Source organism: Ochrobactrum sp. CGA5, assembly GCF_006345815.1.
Taxonomy (GTDB): domain Bacteria; phylum Pseudomonadota; class Alphaproteobacteria; order Rhizobiales; family Rhizobiaceae; genus Brucella.
Genome location: NZ_VCIG01000005.1, coordinates 373,362 through 396,651, shown reverse-complemented (window position 1 = coordinate 396,651; position 23,290 = coordinate 373,362). Strand labels below are relative to the sequence as shown.

Genomic DNA, 23,290 nt, shown 5'->3' with positions numbered 1-23,290 from the left:
TAAGCTCGGCGCTCCAGTAGCCTGTGTAGATGCACATCCCGAAAGCCGATTTATACCCTTCGGGATGCGCGCTTGTGATGCCGTGCGTTCGATGCGCTCAAAATGAAACAAATCTGCCAAAGCGCTCCGATAGCCATAAGTTCGTCGAACTTAGTTGCCGACCTGACGCTCATAAGCTTCCAGAATCGCGCTGTTATAAGGTGCGATCGGGAAGGGTTTGCCATATTTCGCAAGGTCGTCCGGCGAAATATCGGTGAAGAGCTTGTTCCAGGTGTCGCCGTCAAGCTCTGCCTTGACATGGTCGGCATCAATGCCCGGATACCAGTTGAAGCGCTTCACAATACCTTCGGCCTGTACTTTCGGGCTCGTCGCCAGTGCAACAAACTTCTCGGCAATTCCCTTGTGCGCGCTCTTTTCCGGGATCACATAATGCATCGGCTGACCAGGCATACCGGGAGCCGGCAGAACAAGTTTCATTTCCGGCGGGAGTTGTCCGTTCGCTTTCCAAGAGTAGAACATGTCTACCCAGACCGGTCCCATCGCGATTTCACCGCGGCTCAACATGTCGAGTGTGCCTGCATTGCCCGGGGTGAGGGTGGCGTTCTTAGTGAAATCCTTGAGCGAGGCAAATGCCTTATCCCAGTTCTTTGCTTCGCTCTCTTCGAATGGACCTTTCATCAGCTTGTTCGCGTCGCCGCCATAAGCGTAAATCCAGCCCATGACGAAGCTTACACCCGATGCTCCGCCCTTGATGCCGTTATAGCCGAACTGCTTTGGGTTTTCTTTAGCCCATGCGACAAGCTCATCATAGCTTTTCGGCGGATTGGCAACGAGAGCAGGGTTGTACGCAAGTGCGGTTTGGCTGTTGAACATCGGCATGACGTAACCATCGACATTAGTGCCGAGGGCCATTTTCGCATTGTCGCGTGTCACTAGCTTGCCGCTATCAATTTTACCACGATAGTTCTCAAGAAACCTTGCCGTTACCATTGGTCCGACAAATTTCTCGTGGACCACTGCGACGTCGGTGTCCCATTTCTCTACGCCAGCCTTGGATTGGGCCTCGAAACGCTCGAGAATCTTTTGCGAACCGGCATCGCCGGGACCTGTTCCGACAACACGAACAGTTGTTCCTGGGTTCTCTTTCTCAAACAACGGTCCGAGATACTGATTGATATAGTCGACCATGTTCTGATCGCCTGCCGTAATCACGGTCAATTCATCGGCAGCAGCTGGTACAACGGTAAGGCCGATCGCCATTGCCGCGTTCAGGATAGTTCTCATGAAAAGGACTCCTGTCTGAAACCGGAGTTTCCGGTCTTATGGTTGAAGGCAGATGCGAAGCATCAGTGGTGTTTATCGGGAACTGTGGCGCCAACGGACGAGATTGCCCGGAGATAAAGAATTTGAATGGGCTTTCCTGCGTTTGTGTACGACAAAGATCGAGCTTGTTATGCACAGCTGTGCATCAGTATATTTGACGGTATGCCATATTCCACTTTCTCGTCTTCCTCAGCTTAGCAACGTACTATAAAGTTTTGGCGCGAAGGCCGCCGGTGCCTGACTATTTGTCGAATAAAAATAGGGCATGCTCGGGTATGCGGATTTCTACATTGGTTCCGGGCTGATGGCTTTCCGGAGCATCGACCATGATGTGTCTCTCCCCGACGCGGATCATGTGCCTCCAAAGGCCGCCGGGATAACTGGTCTGCTCGACCGTACCGTGGAGCGTTAATTCGGGAGAGGTGGAATTCCCAACGGCTCCTGACTTGGTGAGACGTGCGGCTTCGCTGCGGAAACGTGCCGATGCCAGGCCATCGGACAGATTTCGGCGTCCTGCCGAAATTCTGCTCGCTTTGTTATTGGCTCCTGCGGCAATCTCGATGCGGTCAGCCTTCATCTGAATTTGCACTTCGATCAGATTTTCTGCGCCCATAAATGCCGCTACGAAGTCCGATGCCGGGTGGTTGTAAACCTCTTCCGGAGCTCCGGCTTGGGCGATTTCACCATTGTTGAGGATCACTATGCGGTCTGCCATAACCATGGCTTCTTCCCGGTCGTGCGTCACGTGAACTGCCGTGATGCCGAGGCGGCGCTGCAAAGCGCTGATCTCATGGCGAACCGATAGTCTGATGCGCGCATCCAGATTGGAGAGTGGCTCGTCAAGAAGCAGAATATCAGGCTGAATGGCGAGAGCCCGCCCCAGGGCGACACGCTGACGCTGTCCGCCGGAAAGGGCGGCGGGTTTGCGCTCCAGTAAAGTGTCCAGTCCAAGCAGGCGCGCAACTTCTTCGATTTTCCGCTTAATGATCTCTTTCGAGGCGCCACGAATACGCAAGCCATAACCCATATTCTGCGCGACAGTCATATGCGGCCAGAGCGCGTAGGACTGAAAGACAAGCGCCATGCCGCGTTTGTCCGGAGGGAGCTTGGTGACATCTATACCATCAACGCGGATTGCACCGTTGGATGGCAGATTGAAGCCCGCAATCGCGCGTAACAATGTTGTCTTGCCGCAACCGGAAGAGCCCAGAAGCGCAACGAACTCGCCCTTCTTGACAGATAAGTTTACACCTTTGAGAACTTCATTATTGCCATAGCGAACGCGCGCATCCGCTACCTCCAAAAACGCTGGCATAAGCGCCTCCTCCCCAGGATCGCCTACTGGCTTTCTATTATCTGCACAGCCGTGCAAAGCGGATTGAAGCATCTTTAAGCAACCTCGACAAGCTACAAAAGTGTATTTGTGCGGAAAAACAGCTTCGATTTCCAATTTGGAACATCGCTTGAAGGCTGTTTAGCGAGATTTCATAACAGTTGTATGACACGAAGGCGAAGACGTGGACAGCTTTGCAAAGCTGTCCACGTCGCACGCAAGCGGGTTTGACGGAGAGTGTACAGATCCAGCTTGTTAGCAGATTCCAATCAAACTTTTTCTGCGCGCTCTTCGAATTTGACGTTTCGCTGGGAGGAGTAGATGAACGCCGCGAGGAACATCACGGTCATCAGCAGAACGATTGTTGGAGCAGGCGCACTGTCGATGAAAAAAGACAGGTAGACGCCGAAGAAAGATGCGGTGACCGCTATTGTCACGGCGATCAGCATCATGGCGCTGAATTTGCGGGTGAGCAAAAACGCAATTGCCCCAGGCGCAATCAACATGGCGATGGCAAGAATGATCCCTACTGCTTTCAAAACACCTACAATCGTCAGCGAAAGGAGGCAAAGCAAACCATAGTGCAGGAGGCGGACCGGTAGACCGACGACTCTGGCTTGCGCCGGATCGAAAGCGTGCAGCAGGAAATCGCGCCACTTGATGACAATAACGCCGGCGGTCAGTGCAGCGATCACGGCCGTTTCGATCAGGTCGGACAACGTTATTCCAAGCATGTCGCCGAACAGGATATGATCGAGATGTACTGTCGAGCGGATCGAAACATACAGAACGAGACCAAGGCCGAACATGCCGGAGAACACGATGCCCATCACCGTATCCTGCTTGATACGGCTGTTTTCTGTGAGGTAACCGGTAGCCAGAGCACAGGTCATACCTGCTACAAATGCTCCGATACCGAAAGGTATTCCGATGATGTAGGCGACAACGACCCCCGGGAGAACGGCGTGGCTTATCGCGTCACCCATCAATGACCAGCCTTTGAGGACCAGAAAACATGAGAGCAACGCCGTCGGGATCGCAATGAGCACAGAAATGACCAGTGCATAGCGCATGAACTCGAACTGAAACGGGGATGTCAGCATTTCAAGGATCGGCATTACTGAATCTCCTTAAGCGCTAGTGCCGCTTTGCGACGCGCGGCCAGTAATCCGTGTTTTGGAGCAAACAAGAATACGCTGAGGAAAACCAGTGTCTGGAGGACAACGATGATGCCTCCCGTCGCACCGTCCAGAAAATAGCTTACATAGGCTCCTGTGAAACTCGTAAAGGATCCAATGGCCACGGCGATCCAGAGCAGCCGCGAGAAGCGATCCGTCATCAGATATGCCGTTGCGCCGGGCGTCACCACCATGCAGATGACGAGAAAGGCACCTACCGTTTGCATGGCGGCGACCGTCGATGCCGATAGCAAGGTGAAGAACATGATCTTCAGCGCATTGGGCTTGAGACCGATCGAACGCGCATGGCTTTCATCGAAAAACACCACCATCAGGTCTTTCCACTTCAAGAAAAGTAGCGACAGGGACACAAAGCCGATGATTGCCAGCTGCAGTGTGTCTTCTGGTGTGATGGCGAGAATATTACCGAGAACTATCGTTTGAATGTTTACCGCTGTCGGCTTCAGCGAGATCATGAAGAGACCAAGCCCGAAGAATGATGAGAAGATCAGGCCGATGATTGCATCTTCCTTTAGTTTTGTACGCTGGTTGAGAAAAAGCATCGCCGCTGCCGCGAGACCACCCGAAAAAAACGCGCCGATGGAGAAGGGTAGCCCGAGCATATAGGCGCCTGCTACGCCTGGAACGATGGAATGTGAAAGGGCGTCGCCGATGAGCGACCAGCCTTTCAGCATGAGATATGCCGAAAGAAAGGCGCAGACTCCGCCCACCAATGCCGAAACCCACATCGCATTCAGCATGTAGCTGTAACTGAATGGCTCAAGAAGCAGGGTCATTGTTCCTTGCTCCGATTGCTAGTTGTGGGATCCTGGTTCTCATAAACAATGAAAGGGCGTTCATCGTCAGTGATGACGCTGACCGCAGCCCGCCCTGGATGATCGGTCTCACCTAATACGAGATGGCGCAAAACGCCGCCAAAGGTCTTTTCGAGATTCGCCTGCGTGAACACTTCAGCAGTCCGTCCGTAGTCGAGAACCGTGCGTTTCAACAAAACCGTTCGGTCGCAGAAATCAGGGACGCTGCCGAGATTGTGGGTCGAAACCAACATCACGCGACCCTCATTGCGCAAACTGCGAAGCAGCGTGATGATCGCTTCCTCGGTCTTCACATCTACACCGGTAAAAGGCTCATCCAGAAGGATAACACGTCCGTCTTGCGCGAGTGCCCGCGCAAGAAACACCCGCTTCTTTTGTCCACCCGAAAGTTCACCGATTTGCCGCTGGCGAAAGTCAAGCATATTCACGCGAGCCAGCGCTTTCTCTACGGCTTCTTTATCGGAGCGTCGCGGTATACGCATCATGCCCATATGTCCATATCGGCCCATCATGACCACATCTTCGACGAGAACCGGAAAGTTCCAGTCAACGTCCTCGCTTTGCGGGACATAAGCCACGAGGTTCTTTTTGAGCGCGACTCCAACTGGCATACCGAGAATGGATATTTCACCCTTGGCGAGTTTCACGAACCCCATGATCGCTTTGAATAGGGTGGACTTGCCGGACCCGTTGATGCCGACAAGCGCTGTAATCGTTCCGGTTGGGATTACGAAACTTGCATCGTGCAGAGCCGTATGACCGTTGCGGTATGTTACGGTTGCCTCCCTCACGTTGATACCATCCGCCGCGCTGTTGTTCAGCGCGGCGGAGATATCTGCATGAAGATCTATCGGGGCATTCATTGTTTGAGTCCTTCCGCGATCGTACCTGAAGTGACCTTCAAAAGGTCGATATAGGTCGGTACGGGGCCGTCCGGTTCTGAAAGTGAATCGACATAGAGAACACCGGCATATTTCGCGCCGGTTTCGCGCGCGACCTGTTCGGCCGGAGCAGGGGAGACAGTGCTTTCAGAGAAGACTGCCGTAATGTTGTTTTCGCGTACTGCATCAATCACTTTTCGCACCTGCTGAGGAGTACCCTGCTGGTCGGCATTGATTGGCCAGAGATAAAGCTCCTTCAGGCCAAAATCCCGTGCAAGATAGGAAAATGCGCCTTCACTGGAAACAAGCCAGCGCTTCCCCTCGGGAATCGCCATCATTTCAGCTCGGATGGGATCGATGGTGGCCCCAATTTTTGCCTTATAAGCCTCGGCATTGGCTTTATAAACATCAGCGTTTACGGGGTCGTTTTTAACGAAAGCATCGCGTATATTATCAACATAGATTAGAGCCGCATTTGGCGACATCCATGCGTGCGGGTTCGGCTTGCCGCTATACGGCCCTTCGCTAATGTCGATTGGTTCGACACCGTTAGAGACAATTGCACTCGGTACGCCTTTGAGACGCGAGAAGAATTTTTCGAACCACAGTTCCAGCCCAAGGCCGTTCCAGAGGATTAGCTTCGCATCTTGCGCTTTGATCAGATCGCCGGGAGTAGGCTGATAGTTGTGGATCTCGGCGCCTGGTTTGGTGATTGACTCAACCGTTGCAACATCGCCAGCAATATTCTGCGCAATATCAGCGATAACGGTAAATGTCGTCACTGCCTTGAATTTTTCTGCAAGCGCGGCGCTTGGATTGATCCAGAGAAGAGCTCCGCTCAAGAAGCTGAGCGCAGTTGTTCGTAAAGTGCGGCGCAGCATGTTTAAATCCTTGTTGCCAATCAGTTGCAATTGCATAACCCATCGGTAAATTATACGCAAGCGCTATTGCAAGTCATTTGCATTAAAGTCGTCAGCGTTCACGAGATTCCGATTGCAAAGTTATTATACACGTATAGATTGCATTCAGATGGAGATCCAAGTTCTTGAAAGCGTGCAATCGCTATGGGTGCACAACAGGGCGGGTGGGTGCGTTCCATCGGTGAATTACGTGTTCTTAATCTCAATTGCCGTAGTGAACAATAAAGGCGAAGGTGGGCTTAGTGGTTGATTCAAATTCGATTATTTCAAGCGCAGCGACCGATGGAAGGACTGCCCGGCAAGTGCGAGCGATTTCAAGCAACAGCACATTGACGTGTGCCGTTACACAAGTTGGGCAAGCTATTTATTACGGAGCAGACACGACTATCCTTGTTCTGCGTGAGCAGATTCGCAACTTAAGATGGTATTCTTCCGTACACATGTCCGAGCAATCCAGTTGTCCGGCTGGAACTGTTTTCATTATTCCCGCTTCCGTGGACTTATCAATCGATTGGCCGGAATCGATTGAAATCATAATTATACAGCCCGAGGAGCAGCTTCTTCTGGAATCGTTTTGTCTGAATCCCCGCTTCTGTGAAATCAATGACACTGGAAACGTCGCTAGATTTTCATGCAAAGAGTGTATTTCACTATCACATCTCATATGGGATGAAATCTGCCTGCGTGGCGGGCTGGACAGACCTTACCTAGCCGCTCTCAGTTTGGTTCTGACCCGCACACTGGCGCGCGGTGCTTTGAGCGATCACATTGCCAACCACAATAAAGCCGGGCTCAGCAAATCAGCCTGCCAACAGATAGAAGATTATCTCGAGCGCAACTTCCATAAAGCGCTTTCCGTTCCAGATATGGCCGCGCTGGTGGGGATCTCAGCAGGGCACTTTTCGACATGTTTTCGAAATAGCTTCGGGCAAACGCCGCATCAGTATCTGATGGAACTAAGGCTTGATGAGGCCGAACGGCTTCTCAGAAAAACATCCAAGCCAATAAGCGAGATTGCGCGTAGTTTGAATTTTTCCAGTCAGAGCCATCTAACGACAGCATTGCGAAAGCATAGAAATCTAACCCCGGGAGAACTCCGTAAATAGAGTTATCGTGCTTTCAAAGTAACAATTTCTTGGCGTTCGGTCTGCTTCGACGCAACGGCTTTTGTTGGAGTTGATTTGAGATGGGCATCCGGCCGGAAATTGATCAGTTCGATGGGGCGGAGGGTTTCCGCCTCACCCATCTGCGCCAGATGTGTATTTCGCTTTTGCGGCGCCAGCGACGGACACGATGAGAATCGTGGGAAAGGACGATCAGGCCGAGTGGGAGCATCCAGAAGCCGAGAATCGGAAGGAAGCCCAATGAGCCGCCGACAACGAGTGTTCCTCCAAGTACACGCCGCATCGCGACCGATTGAGGGATCGGGATCCGCCGGCCAAGAATCACAATGGCTTTTTTTGCGGGCATTTCGGCGTATTCGTCGCTCACAGGGTATCTCTTAGGCTGATAAGTTATAATTGACAGGAGTAAAACGTCCCAGAGAATATAGGGTTTCGAAGGCATAATGCAAAAAGATGAAAAAAAATGGATTTAGCCCTTTGCAAACGTGAAATCCTTTTGCTATACGCCACCTCGCTGACGCAACGAGCACCTGTTCCCCGGTAGCTCAGCGGTAGAGCAACCGGCTGTTAACCGGTTGGTCGCTGGTTCGAATCCGGCCCGGGGAGCCAGCTACTTCTTGTAAGTAGTTGTCTTTTGGCGAAATTAGTTTCGCGATGAATTCATCTTCATTTTTGCTAGTATCTTAGATTCTCATGCGATTGCACATGAGTTGTATGTGAAACGGCATTTCGTGTGTCTCCATGAGACAGATTTTCTCCGGCCCAAGTTTCTTCGTGCAACGCACTCCCCCTTTTGTGAGAGTTTCCTCGCGATCCTAGACAAAGGGAGGGTGAAAGCGGAAGCGGATTGACACTCCCCCAATAGGTATCGCCGAACGCCGGGGGCACTGATTGCGCACCTTAAAAACAACGTACTTTAATTCAGGATGCTATTTATTTTCTAGTGGAGGCCTCGCCCGGAATCGAACCGGGGTGCAAGGATTTGCAGTCCTCTGCGTAACCACTCCGCCACGAGGCCTTCCGTAGGGCAGATGCCAAATCAATTTTGGCAACCCTTGGCCGTTCCAATATTCATACATACGGGTCTCGTCAAGCGGTTAGAAGCAAATGTAGAAAATTTCTACAAAGGTTTCTTCGCGCTTTGTAAATTCAGTACTGGTCATCTTGATCTGGTGGCATTTGCGGGCGTGCGAGATTGCCTTTGGTGAAAGTGTAACCGGTTTCGACAGCACTTAACCCAAATTTGTTTCGCAGTTTGTCGACAGCATTCTCGGCTACTGCGCGTTTGGTGGCATGGGTGTCTACGAGATCTGGCGGATCAGCACGATCACTCGAGGACAGTTCGCTAACCCCGATTCCCAGCAAGCGAAATCGCGTTCCGTCCAGTTCTTTTTCGAGAAGCTGTAATCCGTGGCGGAAGATTCTGTCTGCAAGCTGGGTCGGATTGGAAAGCTGACGATTACGAGTGCGTAACTTGAAATCGTGGGTCTTCAGTTTCAAAACGATGGTGCGTCCGGCTATCTCGCCCGATTTGAGCCGTCGCGAGACCTTCTCGGCGAGTGCGCGAAGGACAGGCACGAGATCGTCAGCGTCCGACAGGTCGTTATTGAAGGTTGTTTCCGCTGATACACTTTTCATGTCGTGATCTGGCTCGACCTTCCTGCTGTCTTGCCCTCGGGAGAGACGATAAAGGCGCTGACCCATGGTGCCGTAGGCCTTCATGAGTTCCCCTTCCTCCATCGTTTGAAGTTGGCCAATCGATCTGATGCCGTCGCTTTCCAGTTTGGCCGCAAAAGCCTTGCCTACCCCCCAGATCGTGCGGACGGATCGGTCCCGCAGAAAACTCAAGGCTTCTGCCTCCCCAATAACGGAAAAACCGCGTGGCTTTTCGATATCGGACGCAACCTTGGCTAGGAATTTGCAATAGGACAGTCCGATCGACGCAGAGATGCCTATTTCATCCTCTACGCGTTTGGCGAAGCTTGCGAGAACGATTGCGGGTGGCGCCTTATGCAGGCGCTCTGTGCCGCTCAAGTCCAGAAAAGCTTCGTCAATGGAAAGAGGCTCTACTTGTGGGGTCAGGTCACGCATCATCTGCCGCACCTCACGCCCAACGCCAACATATTTTTCCATGTTAGGTTTGACGACAACGGCATCGGGACATGCTTCCAGTGCCTTGAACATAGGCATGGCAGAGCGTACGCCATGAATTCGGGCAAGGTAGCAGGCTGTCGAAACCACGCCGCGCTTTCCGCCACCGATGATGAGTGGTTTGTCGCGTAGCTCTGGATTATCCCGCTTTTCGACTGAGGCGTAAAATGCATCACAATCAATATGCGCCAGTGAGAGCTTATAAAGCTCCTTATGGCGGAGAAGGCGAGGGCTTCCACATGCATGGCAGCGCCTGCTTGTTTCCGACCTCTGCGGCGCAAGGCAATCGCGGCAGACACCTTTTTCCGGGGTGTTGGGGGCAGTCGTGGCAGCCATAGGGACGAACCAATTGATGAACATAAAAGGAACATCCATTTATAGCATCGAAAGGTCGAAGCGCCATGGGGATATATGACCCTGTTAGGTCTTGCCCTTGACATTGCCTAGAATATCACCAAGTTTAGTAATATGAACAACCGCTTTGCATCCATATTTCATCGGGTTTATCCGATCACGGGATTGCTACCCTCGAGTTCTGCCTAGCGCAGGGGAACTCCGGGGGACGGTATGCCGCTTGTCTGAAAGCGGATTTCAAATAAGTAAGCGCTTTCACCAAAAATCAATGTGAACAGCTTCGTGCAGAACGCACGGAGACTAATTATGTTTCAACAGCAGTGAGCACTCGCCATGAGCGGAAAGAATCGCAAGAAGCCCAATATCGTTGTCAGCGAAATAGACTATGAGCGTCTGATGGGCCTGGCCAGCAACGTTTCGGAACGTCTCGAGGAGATCGCCGAGGAGTTGATGATTGAACTCGACCGCGCGAAAGTCGTTCCTGCAAAACGCTTGCCTCAGAACGTAATCCACATGGGCTCTACCGTGGAGTTTCGCTCTAATGACGGTCAGGAGCGCCGGGTGACGCTGGTATATCCGGGCGAAGCAGATATCGCGCAGGGCAAGATTTCAATTCTGACGCCGATCGGCACTGCGCTGATCGGGCTCGCACCCGGCCAGTCGATTTCCTGGACAGCACGCGACGGCAAGCAGCACGAGTTGAACGTGTTGTCGGTTTCGCACGAAGCCGAGGTTCCTGCTGCAAATCCTGCGGTTGAATGACGACTCTAACGCCCGGCTCTGCCGGGCTTTTAAATGGCCCATTGAGGTCTTCGCTAGAGGTGCTGGTTCAGCCCGCCAGGCAAACATGACAGGGCTTTGTCAATTGTTGCTGGATCACGACCAGCTTCCTCGCAGTAGCGCAGCAATGTCGGTTCATGGCCCAGGAAAAACTGTAATACACCGGCAAGGAAGCCCGGCTCACGTGCTGCTTGTCGGATCGCCCCGGCTTCGATGCCCGTCAAAGCGAGGAAGCGGGGCAGGAGGTCCTTGTCTTGCGCCAGCCATGCCAACGCATCGATAGCGATAGCTTCCGCATCCGCTTGGCTCATCAGCGCTTTCATATGGTTTCTCCGCTTCTTCTGTTGCTTTGCTGAATGTGTAACGGTCGCTTAACTGAGGAACAACGCAATTATTTGCCTTTCATCAATGAAATGAGGTTAAACTAGCCGAAGTTTAAGAAGTGGGGTTTTTCTGGCGGATAAAGAGTCGAGTATATGTCGGGTTGTTGCAGGGAATAAGACCAAGGAATTTTCGATGCCGAAAAGCGTAATGATCGTCGAAGACAACGAACTCAATATGAAGTTGTTTCGTGATCTTATCGAAGCGAGTGGATATGAGACTATTCGGACGAGAAGTGGGCTCGAGGCACTCGACCTTGCGCGCGAACATCGGCCTGATTTGATTCTCATGGATATACAGCTTCCTGAAGTGTCGGGATTGGAAGTCACGAAATGGCTCAAGGATGACGACGAGTTACGGCACATTCCGGTTATTGCTGTAACGGCATTTGCCATGAAGGGGGACGAGGAACGCATTCGGCAAGGTGGGTGTGAAGCCTATATCTCCAAGCCGATATCGGTGCCTCGCTTTATCGAAACAATTAAATCCTATTTGGGCGACGCGTAGCGGAAACTAGGGCGAGGGGCATCATGACTGCACGAATTCTCGTCGTTGACGATGTGGATTCCAATGTAAAGCTCCTCGAGGCAAGGCTCCTCTCTGAATATTATGAGGTTGTGACGGCTTATAGTGGTCCTGAAGCCATTGAGCTTTGTCTTGGCGGACAGATTGACGTTGTGCTGCTCGACATACTGATGCCGGAGATGGACGGGTTTGAAGTATGCCGCCGCTTGAAGGATGACCCGCGCACATCGCATATTCCTGTCGTGATGGTGACGTCGCTTGATAGCGCTGAGGACAAGATTCGCGGCCTTGAAGCGGGGGCTGACGACTTCCTATCGAAACCGGTCAATGATCTTCAGTTGCTGTCGCGCGTGAAAAGCCTGGCGCGGCTGAAATTGGTCTCTGACGAGCTTTTCCAGCGGACGGGCACAGTTGCTGATGCAGAGGTGGAAACGCTGCTGGCAAGCAAAATGGGCGGGAATTATGCAGACAAGGACGAAGTGGCTCGCATTCTGATTGTAGACGAAGATGAGCTCGCAGCGGCGCGACTTCGTGTCATTCTTGGTGAGACCTATCGTGTCGATGTCGCCAGTGATGCCAACACCGCTTTAATCCGGGCAATAGATACGGATTATGACAGCATCGTCGTTTCAGCGAATTTTACTTACTATGATCCGCTTCGTCTTTGCTCGCAGTTGCGGATCATAGACCGCACAAGGCTGGTGCCGATCATCCTGGTTGTGAGGGAAGATGAGGGTGCGCTCGTGGTGCGCGCACTGGAGCTTGGTGTAAATGATTATTTGATGCGCCCGCTTGAGAAACTGGAGCTGTTTGCGCGCCTGCGAACCCAGATCAAACGGAAGTGCTATAATGATCTCTTGCGACAGAGCCTGAACCGCACGATCACCATGGCGGTGACAGATAGTCTCACGGGGCTGCACAATCGCCGCTATCTCGATACGCATATGCCTGTCTTGCTGACCCGCGCCGTGGCGCGCGAGAGGCCCTTGTCTGTCATAATGCTGGACTTTGACCACTTCAAACGGATCAATGATCAATACGGGCATGATGCCGGTGACGATGTTCTTCGTGAGTTTGCAACGCGCCTGCGCAAGAATATCCGCGGGATGGACCTCATGTGCCGCTATGGCGGAGAGGAATTTGTTGTCGTGCTTCCAGACAGCGATGTAGAAGCTGCGAGGGCTGTTGCTGAGCGAATACGGATTGCGGTATCAGATACGCCATTCGCGGTCGCCAACGGCAACTACAAGATCAGTATGACCATCAGCATTGGGATTGCGAGCCTGAGGCTGTTAGGGGACAGTGCCGACGCGCTTTTCTCCAGGACGGATGCGGCACTCTATCAGGCGAAGAAAGGTGGCCGTAATTGTATTGTCTCGTCAGCAGCCTGAAGATTGGGCGCAAGTTAGAAATAAAAAAGCCATCTCCTAGGAGACGGCTTTTTATTCAATCGTCTTGTCAATGACGACGGGAAACAAATTACTTGATCTTCGTTTCCTTGAACTCGACGTGCTTGCGCGCAATCGGGTCGTACTTGGTCTTTGTCATCTTTTCCGTCATCGTGCGGCTGTTCTTCTTCGTTACGTAGAAGAAGCCGGTGTCAGCGGTCGACAAAAGCTTGATCTTGATCGTCGTAGCCTTGGCCATATCGAATTACCTGCTCTGTATCTTTGCCGGAGCATGATCTTGCCGAAAACCGGTTCCCAATCTTCGGGATCATGCTCAATGGATGGAAACCTCCAGCGATTCCGGTAATCTCATCCGGCAGCGGAAATTTGGCGCGACACTACGTATTGGCGGCGAAAAGTCAAGCCCGCTTCTTCCTCAAAAGCAGCCTTCCCGCTGCAAAGAGTGCATATGCGGCAAAAAACACGCCAAGAGTCATCGGGAATCCCTTTGGTCCCAGCATGTCCATGCCGACGCCTACGGCCTGCGGTCCTGCAAGCATGCCAATGGCATAACAGAATACAAACGCGGCATTGGCGGATGCCAGCTCGCGCCCCGTCAGTTCAGAGCCGAGATGCGCGAGACCGATCGTATACAGCCCGGCGACAACACCGCCCCAGAGAAACAGAATAGTCGCCATGAGATACCAGTGCTGCATGAGATACGGCAGGGCGATCATACCGATCAGGCCGGTTGCTGCACAGAAGAGCAGAAGTTTGCGGCGGTCCGAAACGCGATCGCTGACGAGGCCTAATGGAATCTGCATGAGTACATTGCCGAGACCTATCATCGTAAGCAGAAGCGCTGCGTCGGCTTCTGGATAACCGATACGTGCTCCGAAGACTGGAAAGAGGGCGAAGCCACCAGTTTCCACCGCGCCAAACACAAAGACAGCCATGGTCGCGGTTGGAACGGCAAAGATAAAGGGCAGGAAGGGGACGTGTTCGCCTTCCTCGAAGTCCGGGCTGTCGCGCCATGCGAATGCAACCGGGATGAGGGCGATCATAATAATGATGAAGCCGACATAGAATGGCAGTCCCCCAGTGCTGCCGATCTTGGAGAACAGCCACGGTCCGAGTGCGAAGCCCAATGAAAGCGAGGTGGAATAGATTCCGAGCACCAGCCCGCGCCTTTCAGGCGGCGCTGAGGCATTGATCCAGTATTCGGACAGAACGAAAAGCACCGTCAGTGCAAAATGCAGGACAATGCGTAGCGCAAACCAAGCCCACAGCGGTTGAAAGAAGTGGAAGCCAAGAAAGGCTCCGCTTCCGATAATGAGCATAAGGAATATCGCCTTGACCACACCAAGTCTTGCAGCGATGGGCGCGGCCAGCGGAGCGGCAACTATGGATGCCAGGCCTGCGACCGCCGTATTTGCACCGATAAGACTCGCGGAATGACCACGACTTTCCAGAAGAACGCTTAGGAGTGGAATACCTAAGCCGATTGCTGCGCCAACCGCGCTGATCGTGGCTATCGCTGCAGCAAGCGAGCGCCAGTGCATCTGGCCTTCCACCGGCCTGCCGCATGGTTCTTGCGGGGCAAGATCGGCGGGTTGGATCTCTTCATTCATTGGTTTCAGATCACTTCGCGAACGAAGCGGCCATGCCGCTTGCTATATTGCACCACTGGTAACGTGGGAGGCAGTTCAGGTTTGGTATTCGACAGAAGCACGCGAGCTTCTTTCAGGATCGCCTGAGTTATATGGGCAACGTCGAGTTTATCGATTTGATCGATGGAAACCCAGTCCAGATCTTCCAGTTCCCCACTGGGAACGAGTGACTGCCCGTCTAGCTCCGGTACCTGATCGCGAAATACGATAAAAAACCGAGTATCGAAACGGCGAACATTGTCCGGCGGTGTTACTGCGCGGGCAAAATAACGCAAGCTATCCAAGGCAGGCATCATGCCGTTATCGAGGAAGGCTGACCAATCGCGATGCATGGGCAAAGCGATGGGCCCCGAGGTGGTTTGCCCGATTCGTAGACCGGTCTCTTCAAAAGTTTCACGAACTGCACACAGGCCGAGTGCGCGGGCGCGGCGCAACGATGCACGAGACCCCATTCCGGCGAGTAGTTTTGCAACATCATTTTCGTTCAGTTCCGCAGTTGCCGCGATAGCACCGTCTATTGGATCCGCCCGACCACCGGGAAAAACAAATTTTCCCGGCATGAACACAAGGCTGGCGTGGCGTCTGCCCATGAGAATTCGAGGCTTGCTGCCTGACCTGTCAACCAGCAAAAGCGATGCGGCATCATATGGCCGCAAAGCTTTCGCTGTTCTGGCTGAAGAAGATGGGGGGCGAACCATGGCGGTCATGATGACCTTCAGGTCACGTCGCCGTACTCACCGTCGCCCTTGCTTCCGAAGCCATGCATGTAGAGTGCCCATTGCAGGCCGATGGTCGCGCCTTTCAAAGGTTGAAGCAGAAGCAGCGACATGATCACAGTCAGTGGGGCCCAGATGGCCATATGAGCCCAGAGTGGCAAGTTGGTGGTTGCTTCTACACCCATGAAAGCGCCTACCACCACATGTCCTACGATTAGAATGGTGAGATATGCAGGGAGGTCGTCGGCACGTTGTTCCGTGTAGTCTTCACCACATATGGAGCACTGCGCCACTGGCTTCACAAACGACCGAAAAAGCTTTCCTTCACCGCAATGCGGGCAACGTCCGCGAAAACCGCGCCACATCGCTTCACCCAACGGGCGCTTCGGGTGGGTAGTCTTGGCGCTTTCTCCGCCGAAAACCTGCACATCTCGCCCGGAATTGGCCTCTAGCGTACTCATCAGCGACCTCTTCTCTTCTGACGCGGAATACCCGCGGGTTTACCCCTTCGCCCACGCATCATCCGGCTTGCCTTATGATGCGAGCGGGTCGCCATCGGCAGAGGATGCGGTTCCGAAACCATCTCAAAACGAAGCGCGCCCGCAACGGGTAGCGCTTCCACGAGCCGAACCGTCACTGTATCGCCAAGCCGGAAGCCTTTGCCGCTCCGTTCACCGGCAATCGCATGGTTCGCTTCGTCATATAAATAGTATTCATGACCCAAAGTTGAAATGGGTACCAGTCCATCCGCGCCATATGTCGCAAGGTTCACGAAAAGACCTGCCCGCGTGACGCCCGTAACTCGACCCTCATACTCATCTCCAAGATGCGCAGCGAGAAAATGTGCAATGAGACGATCAACGGTTTCACGCTCAGCCAGCATGGCGCGACGTTCTGTAGAGGAGATGAGTGCGGAGATTTCTTCGAGCTGCGCTTCCTCATCCGTTGTCAGGCCATCACTGCCAAGGTCCAGTGTCTTGATCAGGGCGCGATGAACGATGAGGTCGGCGTAACGGCGGATCGGTGAGGTGAAATGTGCATAGCGGTGCAAATGCAGACCGAAATGCCCAATATTGTCAGGACTATATTCCGCCTGACTCTGCGTGCGCAGCACGACTTGATTGACCAGTTCTTGATGATCAGAGCCTTCAACGGCCTCAAGAATCCGGTTGAATTGAGCGGGGCGCAGTTCCGCACCCTTGGCAAGGTTCAGATCAAGCGTGCGCAGGAATTCACGCAGGGTTTCCTGCTTGGCGAGCGCGGGTGCATCGTGAATGCGGAAAATCAACGGTTGGCGGCGCGCTTCCAATGTTTCAGCGGCAGCAACGTTCGCTTGTATCATAAACTCTTCAATGAGCTTGTGTGCATCGAGACGTTCCGGAACGACGACCTTATCCACCGTCCCTTCGGGCGTGAGGAGTATCTTCTTTTCCGGCAGGTCCAGTTCCAGCGGTTCGCGGGCGTCGCGCCCCCGCTTCAGCACGGCATAGGCGTTCCATAGCGGTTTCAATATGTCATCGAGAATCGGGGCAGTCTTATCGTCCGGCGCGCCGTCTATGGCAGCTTGCGCTTGCAAATAGCTGAGTTTAGCGGCCGATTTCATCATGATGCGATGGAATTTGTGCGACTTCTTACGCCCATCAGAACTAAAAACCATGCGGACGGCAAGTGCGGGGCGATCTTCCAGTTCGCGGAGTGAACAGAGATTGTTTGAAATCCGTTCGGGAAGCATCGGCACGACCCTGTCCGGGAAATAGACAGAGTTGCCGCGTTTTTGCGCTTCCCGATCCAGCGCAGAATCTGGCCGGACGTAGGCCGCGACGTCCGCAATAGCGACAACGACAATCTGGCCGCCCGGATTCTCGGGATCCTTGTCCGGCTCGGCGTAGACGGCATCGTCGTGATCCTTGGCATCTGCAGGATCAATGGTCAGAAGGGGGATGCCACGCCAGTCTTCGCGTCTTTCCATCGTCGCAGGTTGGGCTGCTTCTGCCTCGCTCAACGCTTCTGCCGGGAAAACATGCGGAATCTCATGCTCGTGAATGGCAATCATCGACAGGGCTTTCTCGCTGTCGATAGATCCGACGACTTGTCGAACTTTGCCGCGCGGCAATCCTTGACGGCGTGAGGAGATCAAATCGACCTCAACAAGATCACCGGCTTCGGCGTTATTGAGTTGTGTCGGGTCGAGCTGCACTTCCGGCTGCTTTCGGTTTACCGGGTCGAGACGCCATTCACCATTGGCGAGCTTGCGTACAACGCCCAGAACGGCATCTGTGCGGTGCTCGAGACGCTTCATCACGCGGGCGGTATAATCCGGTCCGTCATGATCATCGTTGCGGAATATTTTAGCGAGAACGCGGTCACCCACCCCGACTGCGGGACCGCCTTCGGAGGCCTTGTTCAGCCTGGTGCGGCGGATCAGGACGAGGGGTGGCTTGCCGTGACCAGCTTCATCCCATTCCGACGGACGTGCCAACAAACCGCCATCCTCGTCGCGCCCGGTGATATCAAGCACGCTAACAGCAGGCAATGCGCCGGGACGAGACAATCTGCGAGCACGTTTTTCAACCAGACCTTCGTCCGAGAGTTCGCGCAGGAGGTCTTTCAAGTAGACCCGCGCATCCCCCTTGATGTTAAATGCCTTCGCCAACTCGCGCTTGCCTGCCCGATCGGGGTTCTCCTCAATATATTTGAGAACTTCTTCGCGGGTCGGCAGGAACGCTTTGGAATCGCTCCTTCCGTCGGCAGATTTTGCTTTGGCTGCACGCCGTTCGGTCCGTGCGGATCGACCGGAATCGGATTTGGAAAAACGGCGTGCCAATTGCTACTCCTCTACCGCCCCGGCCTTGGATTTGGCTTTCGGCTTGGCTGTCGACTTGGCCTTTGCTGGTGCCTTTTTTGCCGCAGGCTTCTTTGCAGCAGCTTTCTTTTCCGTGCTGGCCGGAGCCTTGCGGGCAGGGGCTTTCTTGCTCTTGGAAGAACCAGCCTTTTCTGTAATCAGCTGCAGTGCTTCTTCCAGGGTGATGCTTGCCGGGTCCTTGCCCTTCGGCAAAGTGGCGTTGACCTTGCCCCAGTTGACATAAGGCCCATAGCGACCGTCGCGAACAGTGATTGAACCGCCTTCGGGATGGTCGCCAAGCGTCGCCAAAGCAGCCGGTGTGGAGCGGCCACGACCGCCGCCCTTCGACTGTTTGTCGGCCAGAACGGACACGGCGCGATTAAGGCCAACGGAAAAGACTTCTTCGGCATTCTCCAGATTGGCGAATGTCCCGTCATGGCTGACATAGGGCCCATAGCGACCGATGCCGGCGGAGATCATCTTACCCGTTTCTGGATGCTGACCGATGTCACGCGGCAGAGACAAAAGCGCGACGGCCTTCTCGTGGTCGAGCGTATCGATGGTCCAACCTTTCGGGAGGCTGGCGCGCTTTGCTTCCTTGCCTTCGCCGCGTTGAACATAGGGACCGAAACGACCGGTTCGTGCGGTGATTTCTTCACCGGTGAATGGGTCTTTTCCGAAAGACTTTGGTTCGTCTGCCGCAGCGGAATCACCTTTGCCATCACCGCCGAGCTGGCGCGTATACTTGCATTCTGGATAGTTGGAACAGCCGACGAATGCGCCGTATTTTCCAAGCTTTAACGAAAGCGTTCCTATGCCGCAAGTCGGGCACGAACGCGGATCACTGCCGTCTTCACGTGCCGGGAAAACCAGTGGAGCGAGTTCTTCGTTCAGTGCGTCGAGAACATTGGTGACGCGGAGTTCCTTTATGTCGTCGACATTACCGGAGAAGTCGCGCCAAAAATCGCGCAGAACATCTTTCCAGGAAAGCTTGCCGTCTGAAATAAGATCAAGCTTTTCCTCAAGATCTGCGGTGAAATCATATTCCACATAACGCTCGAAGAAGTTTTCGAGAAAGGCTGTAACCAGACGACCCTTGGGTTCAGGAATGAGCTTGCGCTTGTCTATCGTGATGTACTCGCGATCGCGCAAGGTGGCCAGCGTCGCGGCATAGGTCGAAGGACGGCCTATGCCGAGTTCTTCCATCTTCTTGATAAGCGAAGCTTCCGAATAGCGAGGTGGTGGTTCAGTCGAATGCTGGGTCGCATCGATCTTCTCGCGCGCTAAGGCCTCACCAGAACGAATTTCCGGCAGTTTTGCACTATCCTCATCGTCGTCTTCTTCTTCGCGATGATCCATATAGGCGGCGAGGAAGCCATCGAATTTCGTGACCGAACCATTGGCACGCAGCAAAGCGGAGCGCGAGCCGTTGATCGCTTCAATGTCAACGGTGGTGCGTTCGATATCCGCAGCTTGCATCTGGCTTGCAATGGCGCGCTTCCAGATCAGCTCGTAGAGACGCGCCTGATCGTCATCGAGGTAGCGGCGCACGTCCTTCGGGTGACGCGAGAAATCGGTCGGGCGGATGGCTTCGTGCGCTTCCTGTGCGTTCTTGGCTTTGCTGGAATAATAACGCGGCTTTTCCGGCACATATTTTGCGCCAAAGCTTTTGCCGATAGCGTCGCGGGCTGCATTGATCGCTTCTGGAGCCATCTGCACGCCATCAGTACGCATATAGGTGATCAGACCTGCAGTCTCGCCACCAATATCGACACCCTCATAAAGCCGCTGCGCTACCTGCATGGTGCGCGAGGCAGAGAAACCAAGTTGGCCGGATGCAGCCTGCTGCAAGGTTGATGTGGTGAAAGGCGGTCCCGGATTGCGCTTGGTCGGCTTTGCTTCGACCGAAAGCGCCTTGAAGCTTGCGCCTTCCAGCATGGTGCGAATAGCGGTTGCCTGTTCGCTGTTCTTGATGTCGAGCTTGCCGAGCTTCTTGCCGTCAATCGCAGTGAGGCGAGCGGTGAAACTGTCACTGCGTGGTGTCTTCAACAGCGCGGCAATGTTCCAGTATTCTTCACGGATGAACCGTTCGATCTCGGCCTCGCGATCCGCCACGAGACGAAGCGCCACAGATTGAACGCGACCAGCAGAACGGGCACCTGGCAGTTTGCGCCATAGAACAGGAGAGAGCGTGAAGCCGACGAGATAGTCCAACGCACGACGCGCCAGATAAGCATCGACCAATGGTTCATCGATGTCACGCGGATTGGCAATGGCATCCAGAACAGCCTTCTTGGTTATGGCATTGAAAGCCACACGCTTGACCGTCTTTCCCTTGAGCGCCTTTTTCTGATTGAGCACTTCAAGTACATGCCATGAAATGGCTTCACCCTCGCGATCCGGGTCAGTTGCGAGAATGATGCCATCGCTGTCTTTTAGCGCTTTGACAATATCGGCAAGACGTTTGGAGGAGTTGCTATCCACCTCCCACGACATCGCAAAGTCTTCATCAGGGCGAACCGAGCCATCTTTGGCTGGCAGGTCTCGCACATGACCAAATGAGGCCAGAACCTTATAGTTCGAGCCCAGATACTTATTGATGGTTTTAGCCTTGGCAGGCGATTCGACAACGACGACGTTCATTTAAAGCAGCCCAGGTTCGCGCCCCATGGAGAAAAATATCTCCTCTCCGCGAGTAATTCGTTGCCATCACATGAACAGCAGGCAGCGTTTGGTCAAGAGCAGGACGACAAAAATAACGAAATACAACCCAGGATTGCTGTTAAGTTGTATGAAACCAATAGTAGCATAAGATACAGAGAAATCAGTTTATCTCACGAGGAGATAGTTATGGACGATACGGGAAGTTTTCCAGAGATGGAGGACGGTGAGAGTTTGAAACAAGCGACTCGCTTGGAGACAATAACATATATTGAGCAGATGCTCGAGCAGCTTAATCTGATGGCGAGAAGTACGGATTGTGTGTTGCTGGCGTATATGATTGAGATGGCACATGTCGAGGCCCGAGAAGCCCTTCAGAATGTACCCAACACTTAGTATGACTATTCTTGGGGGGCCAGAGCGACCTGATTACCTGGATATCGATGTAGCCGTCCGGCCAGGTCCAGTTCCAGCAAAATGAGATGGATGGCTCCGGTATCCATACCTGTGTGACGAACCAGCGTGTCGATGTCCGTCGGCACAGGACCGAGCGCATTGATGATAATGTCCCTTTGCTTTTCCGTGGCGATTGGCTGCAACGATTCCGGTTCCTCCAAAGCTGGAGTTAGAAGATCGGGTTGCGTTGGGATATCCACCTGATAGGCGCTTGAACCAACTAGAGGCCGGAGTGCTTCGATTACGTCGTTTGCTTCGGTAACCAGTGTCGCACCTTGTTTCAGAAGGAGGTTCGTGCCGCGCGCACGAGGGTCAAGCGGTGAGCCTGGAACGGCGAATACGTTGCGTCCCATGTCCCCGGCCATGCGCGCACTGATAAGCGAGCCGGAACGCTCGGCTGCCTCGACGACGATCAGCCCCAGCGACAAGCCTGCAATGATCCGATTGCGGCGCGGAAAATCACGCGAGCGTGGCTCTGCGCCCATCGGCATTTCGCTTATAAGTGCGCCGCCCTGTTCCGGTATGTCGCGATAAAGAGGGAGATTTTCCGATGGATAGGGGCGGTCAAGTCCGCCTGCGAGTACTGCTACGGTGCCTGTTTTCAGGCTTGCACGGTGCGCTGCGGCATCAATGCCGCGGGCAAGCCCAGAGACAACTGCAAATCCAGATTCGCCCAGGTCCTGTGCCAAGCGCTCCGTAAAACGCGCACCAATCACCGAAGCATTGCGCGAACCCACAATGGCAACGGGCGGCTTACTGAAAACAGCTGTGTTTCCCTTAATTATAACCAAAGGAGGTGGGGCTTCGCAGTTTTTAAGCTGCTGAGGATAATCCGGCTCGCCCATACCAACCAGGTGGGCACCGGCACGCTCAATGGCTTCAAGTTCGCGTTCGGCATCGTCCATGGACGAGATGCGGATCGGGCGGCTACTACCGCCCCTGATGTTGAGATCAGGCAGCATTTCTATCGCGCTTGAGGCGGAGCCGCAAAACAGAATCAGGTCGCGAAACGTGACAGGACCGATATTGTCAGTACGGATGAGGCGCAGCCAATTGAGCCGTTGGCGATCAGAGAGGCGAATTCCAGTTTTCGAATTCGCGCTTTCCTTCATCTCTTGGCTCCAATCTTGCTTTCGGTTCCGTTCAAGAGGCGCGAAATATTGGCCTTGTGTTTAACGATAACGATGACCGTCATGATCACAAAGAGGATTGCAATTGCGGCATAGCCCCTCGAATAAAGCGCGATGGGAACAACGATGCTGGCGATGAGTGCTGCGAGGGAAGAATAGCGAGTCAGGAGTGCCGTTACGATCCAGACGGCAGCGAAGACCAGCGCACCGGGCCACGCAAGACCGATGAGAACGCCAAGATAGGTAGCGACGCCCTTGCCGCCCTTGAAGCCGATCCATACCGGAAAGAGGTGGCCAATGAAAGCACCGAAGCCAGCGCCAATGGCAGCATCCGTCCCATAGCGTGAAGCGACAAGAACGGCGACAGTGCCTTTGAGCATGTCAAAAATCAGCGTTGCCGCAGCAAGCTTCTTGTTACCGGTGCGCAGCACATTCGTTGCGCCGATGTTGCCCGAACCGATGGAGCGAACATCGCCCAGCCCAGCGCACCGGGTTAGTATCAAACCAAACGGAATAGAGCCAAGAAAATAGCCGAAGACGAGCGCTCCTATGAGCGCCAAGCTAAGGAACCCGGTTTCGGCCATGAATGTCCCCTTGTTTCTCGATTCCGCCTGTCCGGAACCTTTGTATGATTGTTCCGG

The 23,290-nt window shown here is 53.7% G+C and carries 22 protein-coding genes and 2 tRNA genes; 6 read left to right on the top strand and 18 right to left on the bottom strand.

Features of this window, described 5'->3' with window-relative positions:
* Nucleotides 1-150: 150 nt before the first annotated feature.
* The 6 genes from FJQ48_RS06555 to FJQ48_RS06530 all read right to left on the bottom strand — a co-directional run bounded on the left by FJQ48_RS06555 (nt 151) and on the right by FJQ48_RS06530 (nt 6,432).
* Nucleotides 151-1,284 (bottom strand): extracellular solute-binding protein, encoded by a 1,134-nt coding sequence (locus FJQ48_RS06555; protein ID WP_180350140.1) that lies wholly within the window; start codon nt 1,282-1,284, stop codon nt 151-153.
* Nucleotides 1,285-1,564: 280 nt separating this feature from the next.
* Nucleotides 1,565-2,638, bottom strand: coding sequence for an ABC transporter ATP-binding protein (locus FJQ48_RS06550; protein WP_139974376.1), 1,074 nt, complete (start codon nt 2,636-2,638; stop codon nt 1,565-1,567).
* Nucleotides 2,639-2,925: 287 nt separating this feature from the next.
* Nucleotides 2,926-3,774 carry a metal ABC transporter permease gene (locus FJQ48_RS06545; protein WP_139974375.1) on the bottom strand — a complete coding sequence of 283 codons (849 nt, stop codon included), beginning with the start codon at nt 3,772-3,774 and terminating at the stop codon, nt 2,926-2,928.
* Nucleotides 3,774-4,631, bottom strand: a complete 858-nt coding sequence (locus FJQ48_RS06540; RefSeq protein ID WP_139974374.1) for a metal ABC transporter permease — start codon at nt 4,629-4,631, stop codon at nt 3,774-3,776. The genes FJQ48_RS06545 and FJQ48_RS06540 overlap by 1 nt, the downstream gene beginning before the upstream one ends.
* On the bottom strand, nt 4,628-5,533 hold the full coding sequence (locus tag FJQ48_RS06535; RefSeq protein WP_139974373.1) for a manganese/iron ABC transporter ATP-binding protein: 906 nt from the start codon (nt 5,531-5,533) through the stop codon (nt 4,628-4,630). The genes FJQ48_RS06540 and FJQ48_RS06535 overlap by 4 nt, the downstream gene beginning before the upstream one ends.
* The gene (locus FJQ48_RS06530; protein WP_139974372.1) at nt 5,530-6,432 is read right to left on the bottom strand and encodes a metal ABC transporter substrate-binding protein; all 903 of its coding nucleotides are present in this window, start codon (nt 6,430-6,432) and stop codon (nt 5,530-5,532) included. Before FJQ48_RS06530 ends, FJQ48_RS06535 begins: the two co-directional genes overlap by 4 nt.
* Nucleotides 6,433-6,713: 281 nt before the next feature.
* Between FJQ48_RS06530 and FJQ48_RS06525 the strand changes: the two genes are divergently transcribed.
* Nucleotides 6,714-7,577: an AraC family transcriptional regulator gene (locus tag FJQ48_RS06525; protein ID WP_247870302.1), complete on the top strand. Its 864-nt coding sequence runs from the start codon at nt 6,714-6,716 to the stop codon at nt 7,575-7,577.
* Nucleotides 7,578-7,680: 103 nt separating this feature from the next.
* Here the strand turns inward: FJQ48_RS06525 and FJQ48_RS06520 are convergent, their stop codons facing one another.
* Nucleotides 7,681-7,962 (bottom strand): hypothetical protein, encoded by a 282-nt coding sequence (locus FJQ48_RS06520; RefSeq protein WP_139974371.1) that lies wholly within the window; start codon nt 7,960-7,962, stop codon nt 7,681-7,683.
* 167 nt (nt 7,963-8,129) lie between these two features.
* Here FJQ48_RS06520 and FJQ48_RS06515 point away from each other — a divergent pair.
* Nucleotides 8,130-8,204 (top strand) — tRNA-Asn (locus FJQ48_RS06515).
* Nucleotides 8,205-8,539: 335 nt separating this feature from the next.
* Here the strand turns inward: FJQ48_RS06515 and FJQ48_RS06510 are convergent.
* Both FJQ48_RS06510 and FJQ48_RS06505 read right to left on the bottom strand, forming a co-directional pair.
* Nucleotides 8,540-8,613, bottom strand: a tRNA-Cys gene (locus FJQ48_RS06510).
* Between the two features lie 131 nt (nt 8,614-8,744).
* Nucleotides 8,745-10,082 carry a DNA polymerase IV gene (locus tag FJQ48_RS06505; RefSeq protein WP_139974622.1) on the bottom strand — a complete coding sequence of 446 codons (1,338 nt, stop codon included), beginning with the start codon at nt 10,080-10,082 and terminating at the stop codon, nt 8,745-8,747.
* A gap of 351 nt (nt 10,083-10,433) precedes the next feature.
* On the opposite strand from FJQ48_RS06505, the gene rnk reads away from it, so the two are divergent.
* Nucleotides 10,434-10,862, top strand: a complete 429-nt coding sequence (gene rnk, locus FJQ48_RS06500; protein WP_139974370.1) for a nucleoside diphosphate kinase regulator — start codon at nt 10,434-10,436, stop codon at nt 10,860-10,862.
* A 53-nt stretch (nt 10,863-10,915) separates the two neighbouring features.
* On the opposite strand, the gene FJQ48_RS06495 is transcribed toward rnk, so the two are convergent.
* Nucleotides 10,916-11,203, bottom strand: a complete 288-nt coding sequence (locus tag FJQ48_RS06495; protein WP_139974369.1) for a DUF3572 domain-containing protein — start codon at nt 11,201-11,203, stop codon at nt 10,916-10,918.
* Between the two features lie 193 nt (nt 11,204-11,396).
* On the opposite strand from FJQ48_RS06495, the gene FJQ48_RS06490 reads away from it, so the two are divergent.
* Nucleotides 11,397-11,768 carry a response regulator gene (locus FJQ48_RS06490; RefSeq protein ID WP_139974368.1) on the top strand — a complete coding sequence of 124 codons (372 nt, stop codon included), beginning with the start codon at nt 11,397-11,399 and terminating at the stop codon, nt 11,766-11,768.
* A 23-nt stretch (nt 11,769-11,791) separates the two neighbouring features.
* Nucleotides 11,792-13,177, top strand: a complete 1,386-nt coding sequence (locus tag FJQ48_RS06485; protein ID WP_139974367.1) for a PleD family two-component system response regulator — start codon at nt 11,792-11,794, stop codon at nt 13,175-13,177.
* Between the two features lie 88 nt (nt 13,178-13,265).
* Here FJQ48_RS06485 and rpmG read toward each other — a convergent pair whose 3' ends face one another.
* From rpmG to topA, 6 genes are all read right to left on the bottom strand, one after another.
* The gene (gene rpmG / locus FJQ48_RS06480; protein WP_002966024.1) at nt 13,266-13,433 is read right to left on the bottom strand and encodes a 50S ribosomal protein L33; all 168 of its coding nucleotides are present in this window, start codon (nt 13,431-13,433) and stop codon (nt 13,266-13,268) included.
* Between the two features lie 160 nt (nt 13,434-13,593).
* Nucleotides 13,594-14,736, bottom strand: coding sequence for an MFS transporter (locus FJQ48_RS06475; RefSeq protein WP_139974621.1), 1,143 nt, complete (start codon nt 14,734-14,736; stop codon nt 13,594-13,596).
* A 74-nt stretch (nt 14,737-14,810) separates the two neighbouring features.
* A complete protein-coding gene (locus FJQ48_RS06470) occupies nt 14,811-15,551 on the bottom strand; it encodes an NUDIX hydrolase (protein WP_139974366.1) in 741 nt (246 codons plus the stop codon).
* An 8-nt stretch (nt 15,552-15,559) separates the two neighbouring features.
* Nucleotides 15,560-16,021 (bottom strand): DUF983 domain-containing protein, encoded by a 462-nt coding sequence (locus FJQ48_RS06465; protein ID WP_139974365.1) that lies wholly within the window; start codon nt 16,019-16,021, stop codon nt 15,560-15,562.
* Nucleotides 16,021-18,384: a ribonuclease R gene (gene rnr, locus FJQ48_RS06460; protein ID WP_139974364.1), complete on the bottom strand. Its 2,364-nt coding sequence runs from the start codon at nt 18,382-18,384 to the stop codon at nt 16,021-16,023. Before rnr ends, FJQ48_RS06465 begins: the two co-directional genes overlap by 1 nt.
* A 3-nt stretch (nt 18,385-18,387) precedes the next feature.
* Nucleotides 18,388-21,045: a type I DNA topoisomerase gene (gene topA, locus FJQ48_RS06455; protein ID WP_139974363.1), complete on the bottom strand. Its 2,658-nt coding sequence runs from the start codon at nt 21,043-21,045 to the stop codon at nt 18,388-18,390.
* 207 nt (nt 21,046-21,252) lie between these two features.
* On the opposite strand from topA, the gene FJQ48_RS06450 reads away from it, so the two are divergent.
* Entirely contained in the window at nt 21,253-21,459 is a 207-nt protein-coding gene (locus FJQ48_RS06450) for a hypothetical protein (protein WP_139974362.1), read from the top strand.
* Nucleotides 21,460-21,464: 5 nt separating this feature from the next.
* Here the strand turns inward: FJQ48_RS06450 and dprA are convergent, their stop codons facing one another.
* Together dprA and plsY are read right to left on the bottom strand one after the other, a co-directional pair.
* On the bottom strand, nt 21,465-22,631 hold the full coding sequence (gene dprA, locus FJQ48_RS06445; protein ID WP_139974361.1) for a DNA-processing protein DprA: 1,167 nt from the start codon (nt 22,629-22,631) through the stop codon (nt 21,465-21,467).
* A complete protein-coding gene (plsY, locus tag FJQ48_RS06440) occupies nt 22,628-23,233 on the bottom strand; it encodes a glycerol-3-phosphate 1-O-acyltransferase PlsY (RefSeq protein WP_139974360.1) in 606 nt (201 codons plus the stop codon). Before plsY ends, dprA begins: the two co-directional genes overlap by 4 nt.
* Nucleotides 23,234-23,290: the final 57 nt, after the last annotated feature.

Bases quoted from the DNA above. Each gene is read 5' to 3' on its own strand.
- FJQ48_RS06490 (WP_139974368.1), top strand. From the start codon at position 11,397: ATGCCGAAAAGCGTAATGATCGTCGAAGACAACGAACTCAATATGAAG.
- FJQ48_RS06485 (WP_139974367.1), top strand. From the start codon at position 11,792: ATGACTGCACGAATTCTCGTCGTTGACGATGTGGATTCCAATGTAAAG.
- FJQ48_RS06465 (WP_139974365.1), bottom strand. From the start codon at position 16,021: ATGAGTACGCTAGAGGCCAATTCCGGGCGAGATGTGCAGGTTTTCGGC.
- FJQ48_RS06450 (WP_139974362.1), top strand. From the start codon at position 21,253: ATGGACGATACGGGAAGTTTTCCAGAGATGGAGGACGGTGAGAGTTTG.
- FJQ48_RS06495 (WP_139974369.1), bottom strand. From the start codon at position 11,203: ATGAAAGCGCTGATGAGCCAAGCGGATGCGGAAGCTATCGCTATCGAT.
- FJQ48_RS06535 (WP_139974373.1), bottom strand. From the start codon at position 5,533: ATGAATGCCCCGATAGATCTTCATGCAGATATCTCCGCCGCGCTGAAC.
- FJQ48_RS06505 (WP_139974622.1), bottom strand. From the start codon at position 10,082: ATGGCTGCCACGACTGCCCCCAACACCCCGGAAAAAGGTGTCTGCCGC.
- FJQ48_RS06475 (WP_139974621.1), bottom strand. From the start codon at position 14,736: ATGCACTGGCGCTCGCTTGCTGCAGCGATAGCCACGATCAGCGCGGTT.
- rnk (WP_139974370.1), top strand. From the start codon at position 10,434: ATGAGCGGAAAGAATCGCAAGAAGCCCAATATCGTTGTCAGCGAAATA.
- dprA (WP_139974361.1), bottom strand. From the start codon at position 22,631: ATGAAGGAAAGCGCGAATTCGAAAACTGGAATTCGCCTCTCTGATCGC.
- plsY (WP_139974360.1), bottom strand. From the start codon at position 23,233: ATGGCCGAAACCGGGTTCCTTAGCTTGGCGCTCATAGGAGCGCTCGTC.
- FJQ48_RS06550 (WP_139974376.1), bottom strand. From the start codon at position 2,638: ATGCCAGCGTTTTTGGAGGTAGCGGATGCGCGCGTTCGCTATGGCAAT.
- FJQ48_RS06555 (WP_180350140.1), bottom strand. From the start codon at position 1,284: ATGAGAACTATCCTGAACGCGGCAATGGCGATCGGCCTTACCGTTGTA.
- FJQ48_RS06545 (WP_139974375.1), bottom strand. From the start codon at position 3,774: ATGCCGATCCTTGAAATGCTGACATCCCCGTTTCAGTTCGAGTTCATG.
- FJQ48_RS06540 (WP_139974374.1), bottom strand. From the start codon at position 4,631: ATGACCCTGCTTCTTGAGCCATTCAGTTACAGCTACATGCTGAATGCG.
- topA (WP_139974363.1), bottom strand. From the start codon at position 21,045: ATGAACGTCGTCGTTGTCGAATCGCCTGCCAAGGCTAAAACCATCAAT.
- FJQ48_RS06470 (WP_139974366.1), bottom strand. From the start codon at position 15,551: ATGACCGCCATGGTTCGCCCCCCATCTTCTTCAGCCAGAACAGCGAAA.
- rpmG (WP_002966024.1), bottom strand. From the start codon at position 13,433: ATGGCCAAGGCTACGACGATCAAGATCAAGCTTTTGTCGACCGCTGAC.
- FJQ48_RS06530 (WP_139974372.1), bottom strand. From the start codon at position 6,432: ATGCTGCGCCGCACTTTACGAACAACTGCGCTCAGCTTCTTGAGCGGA.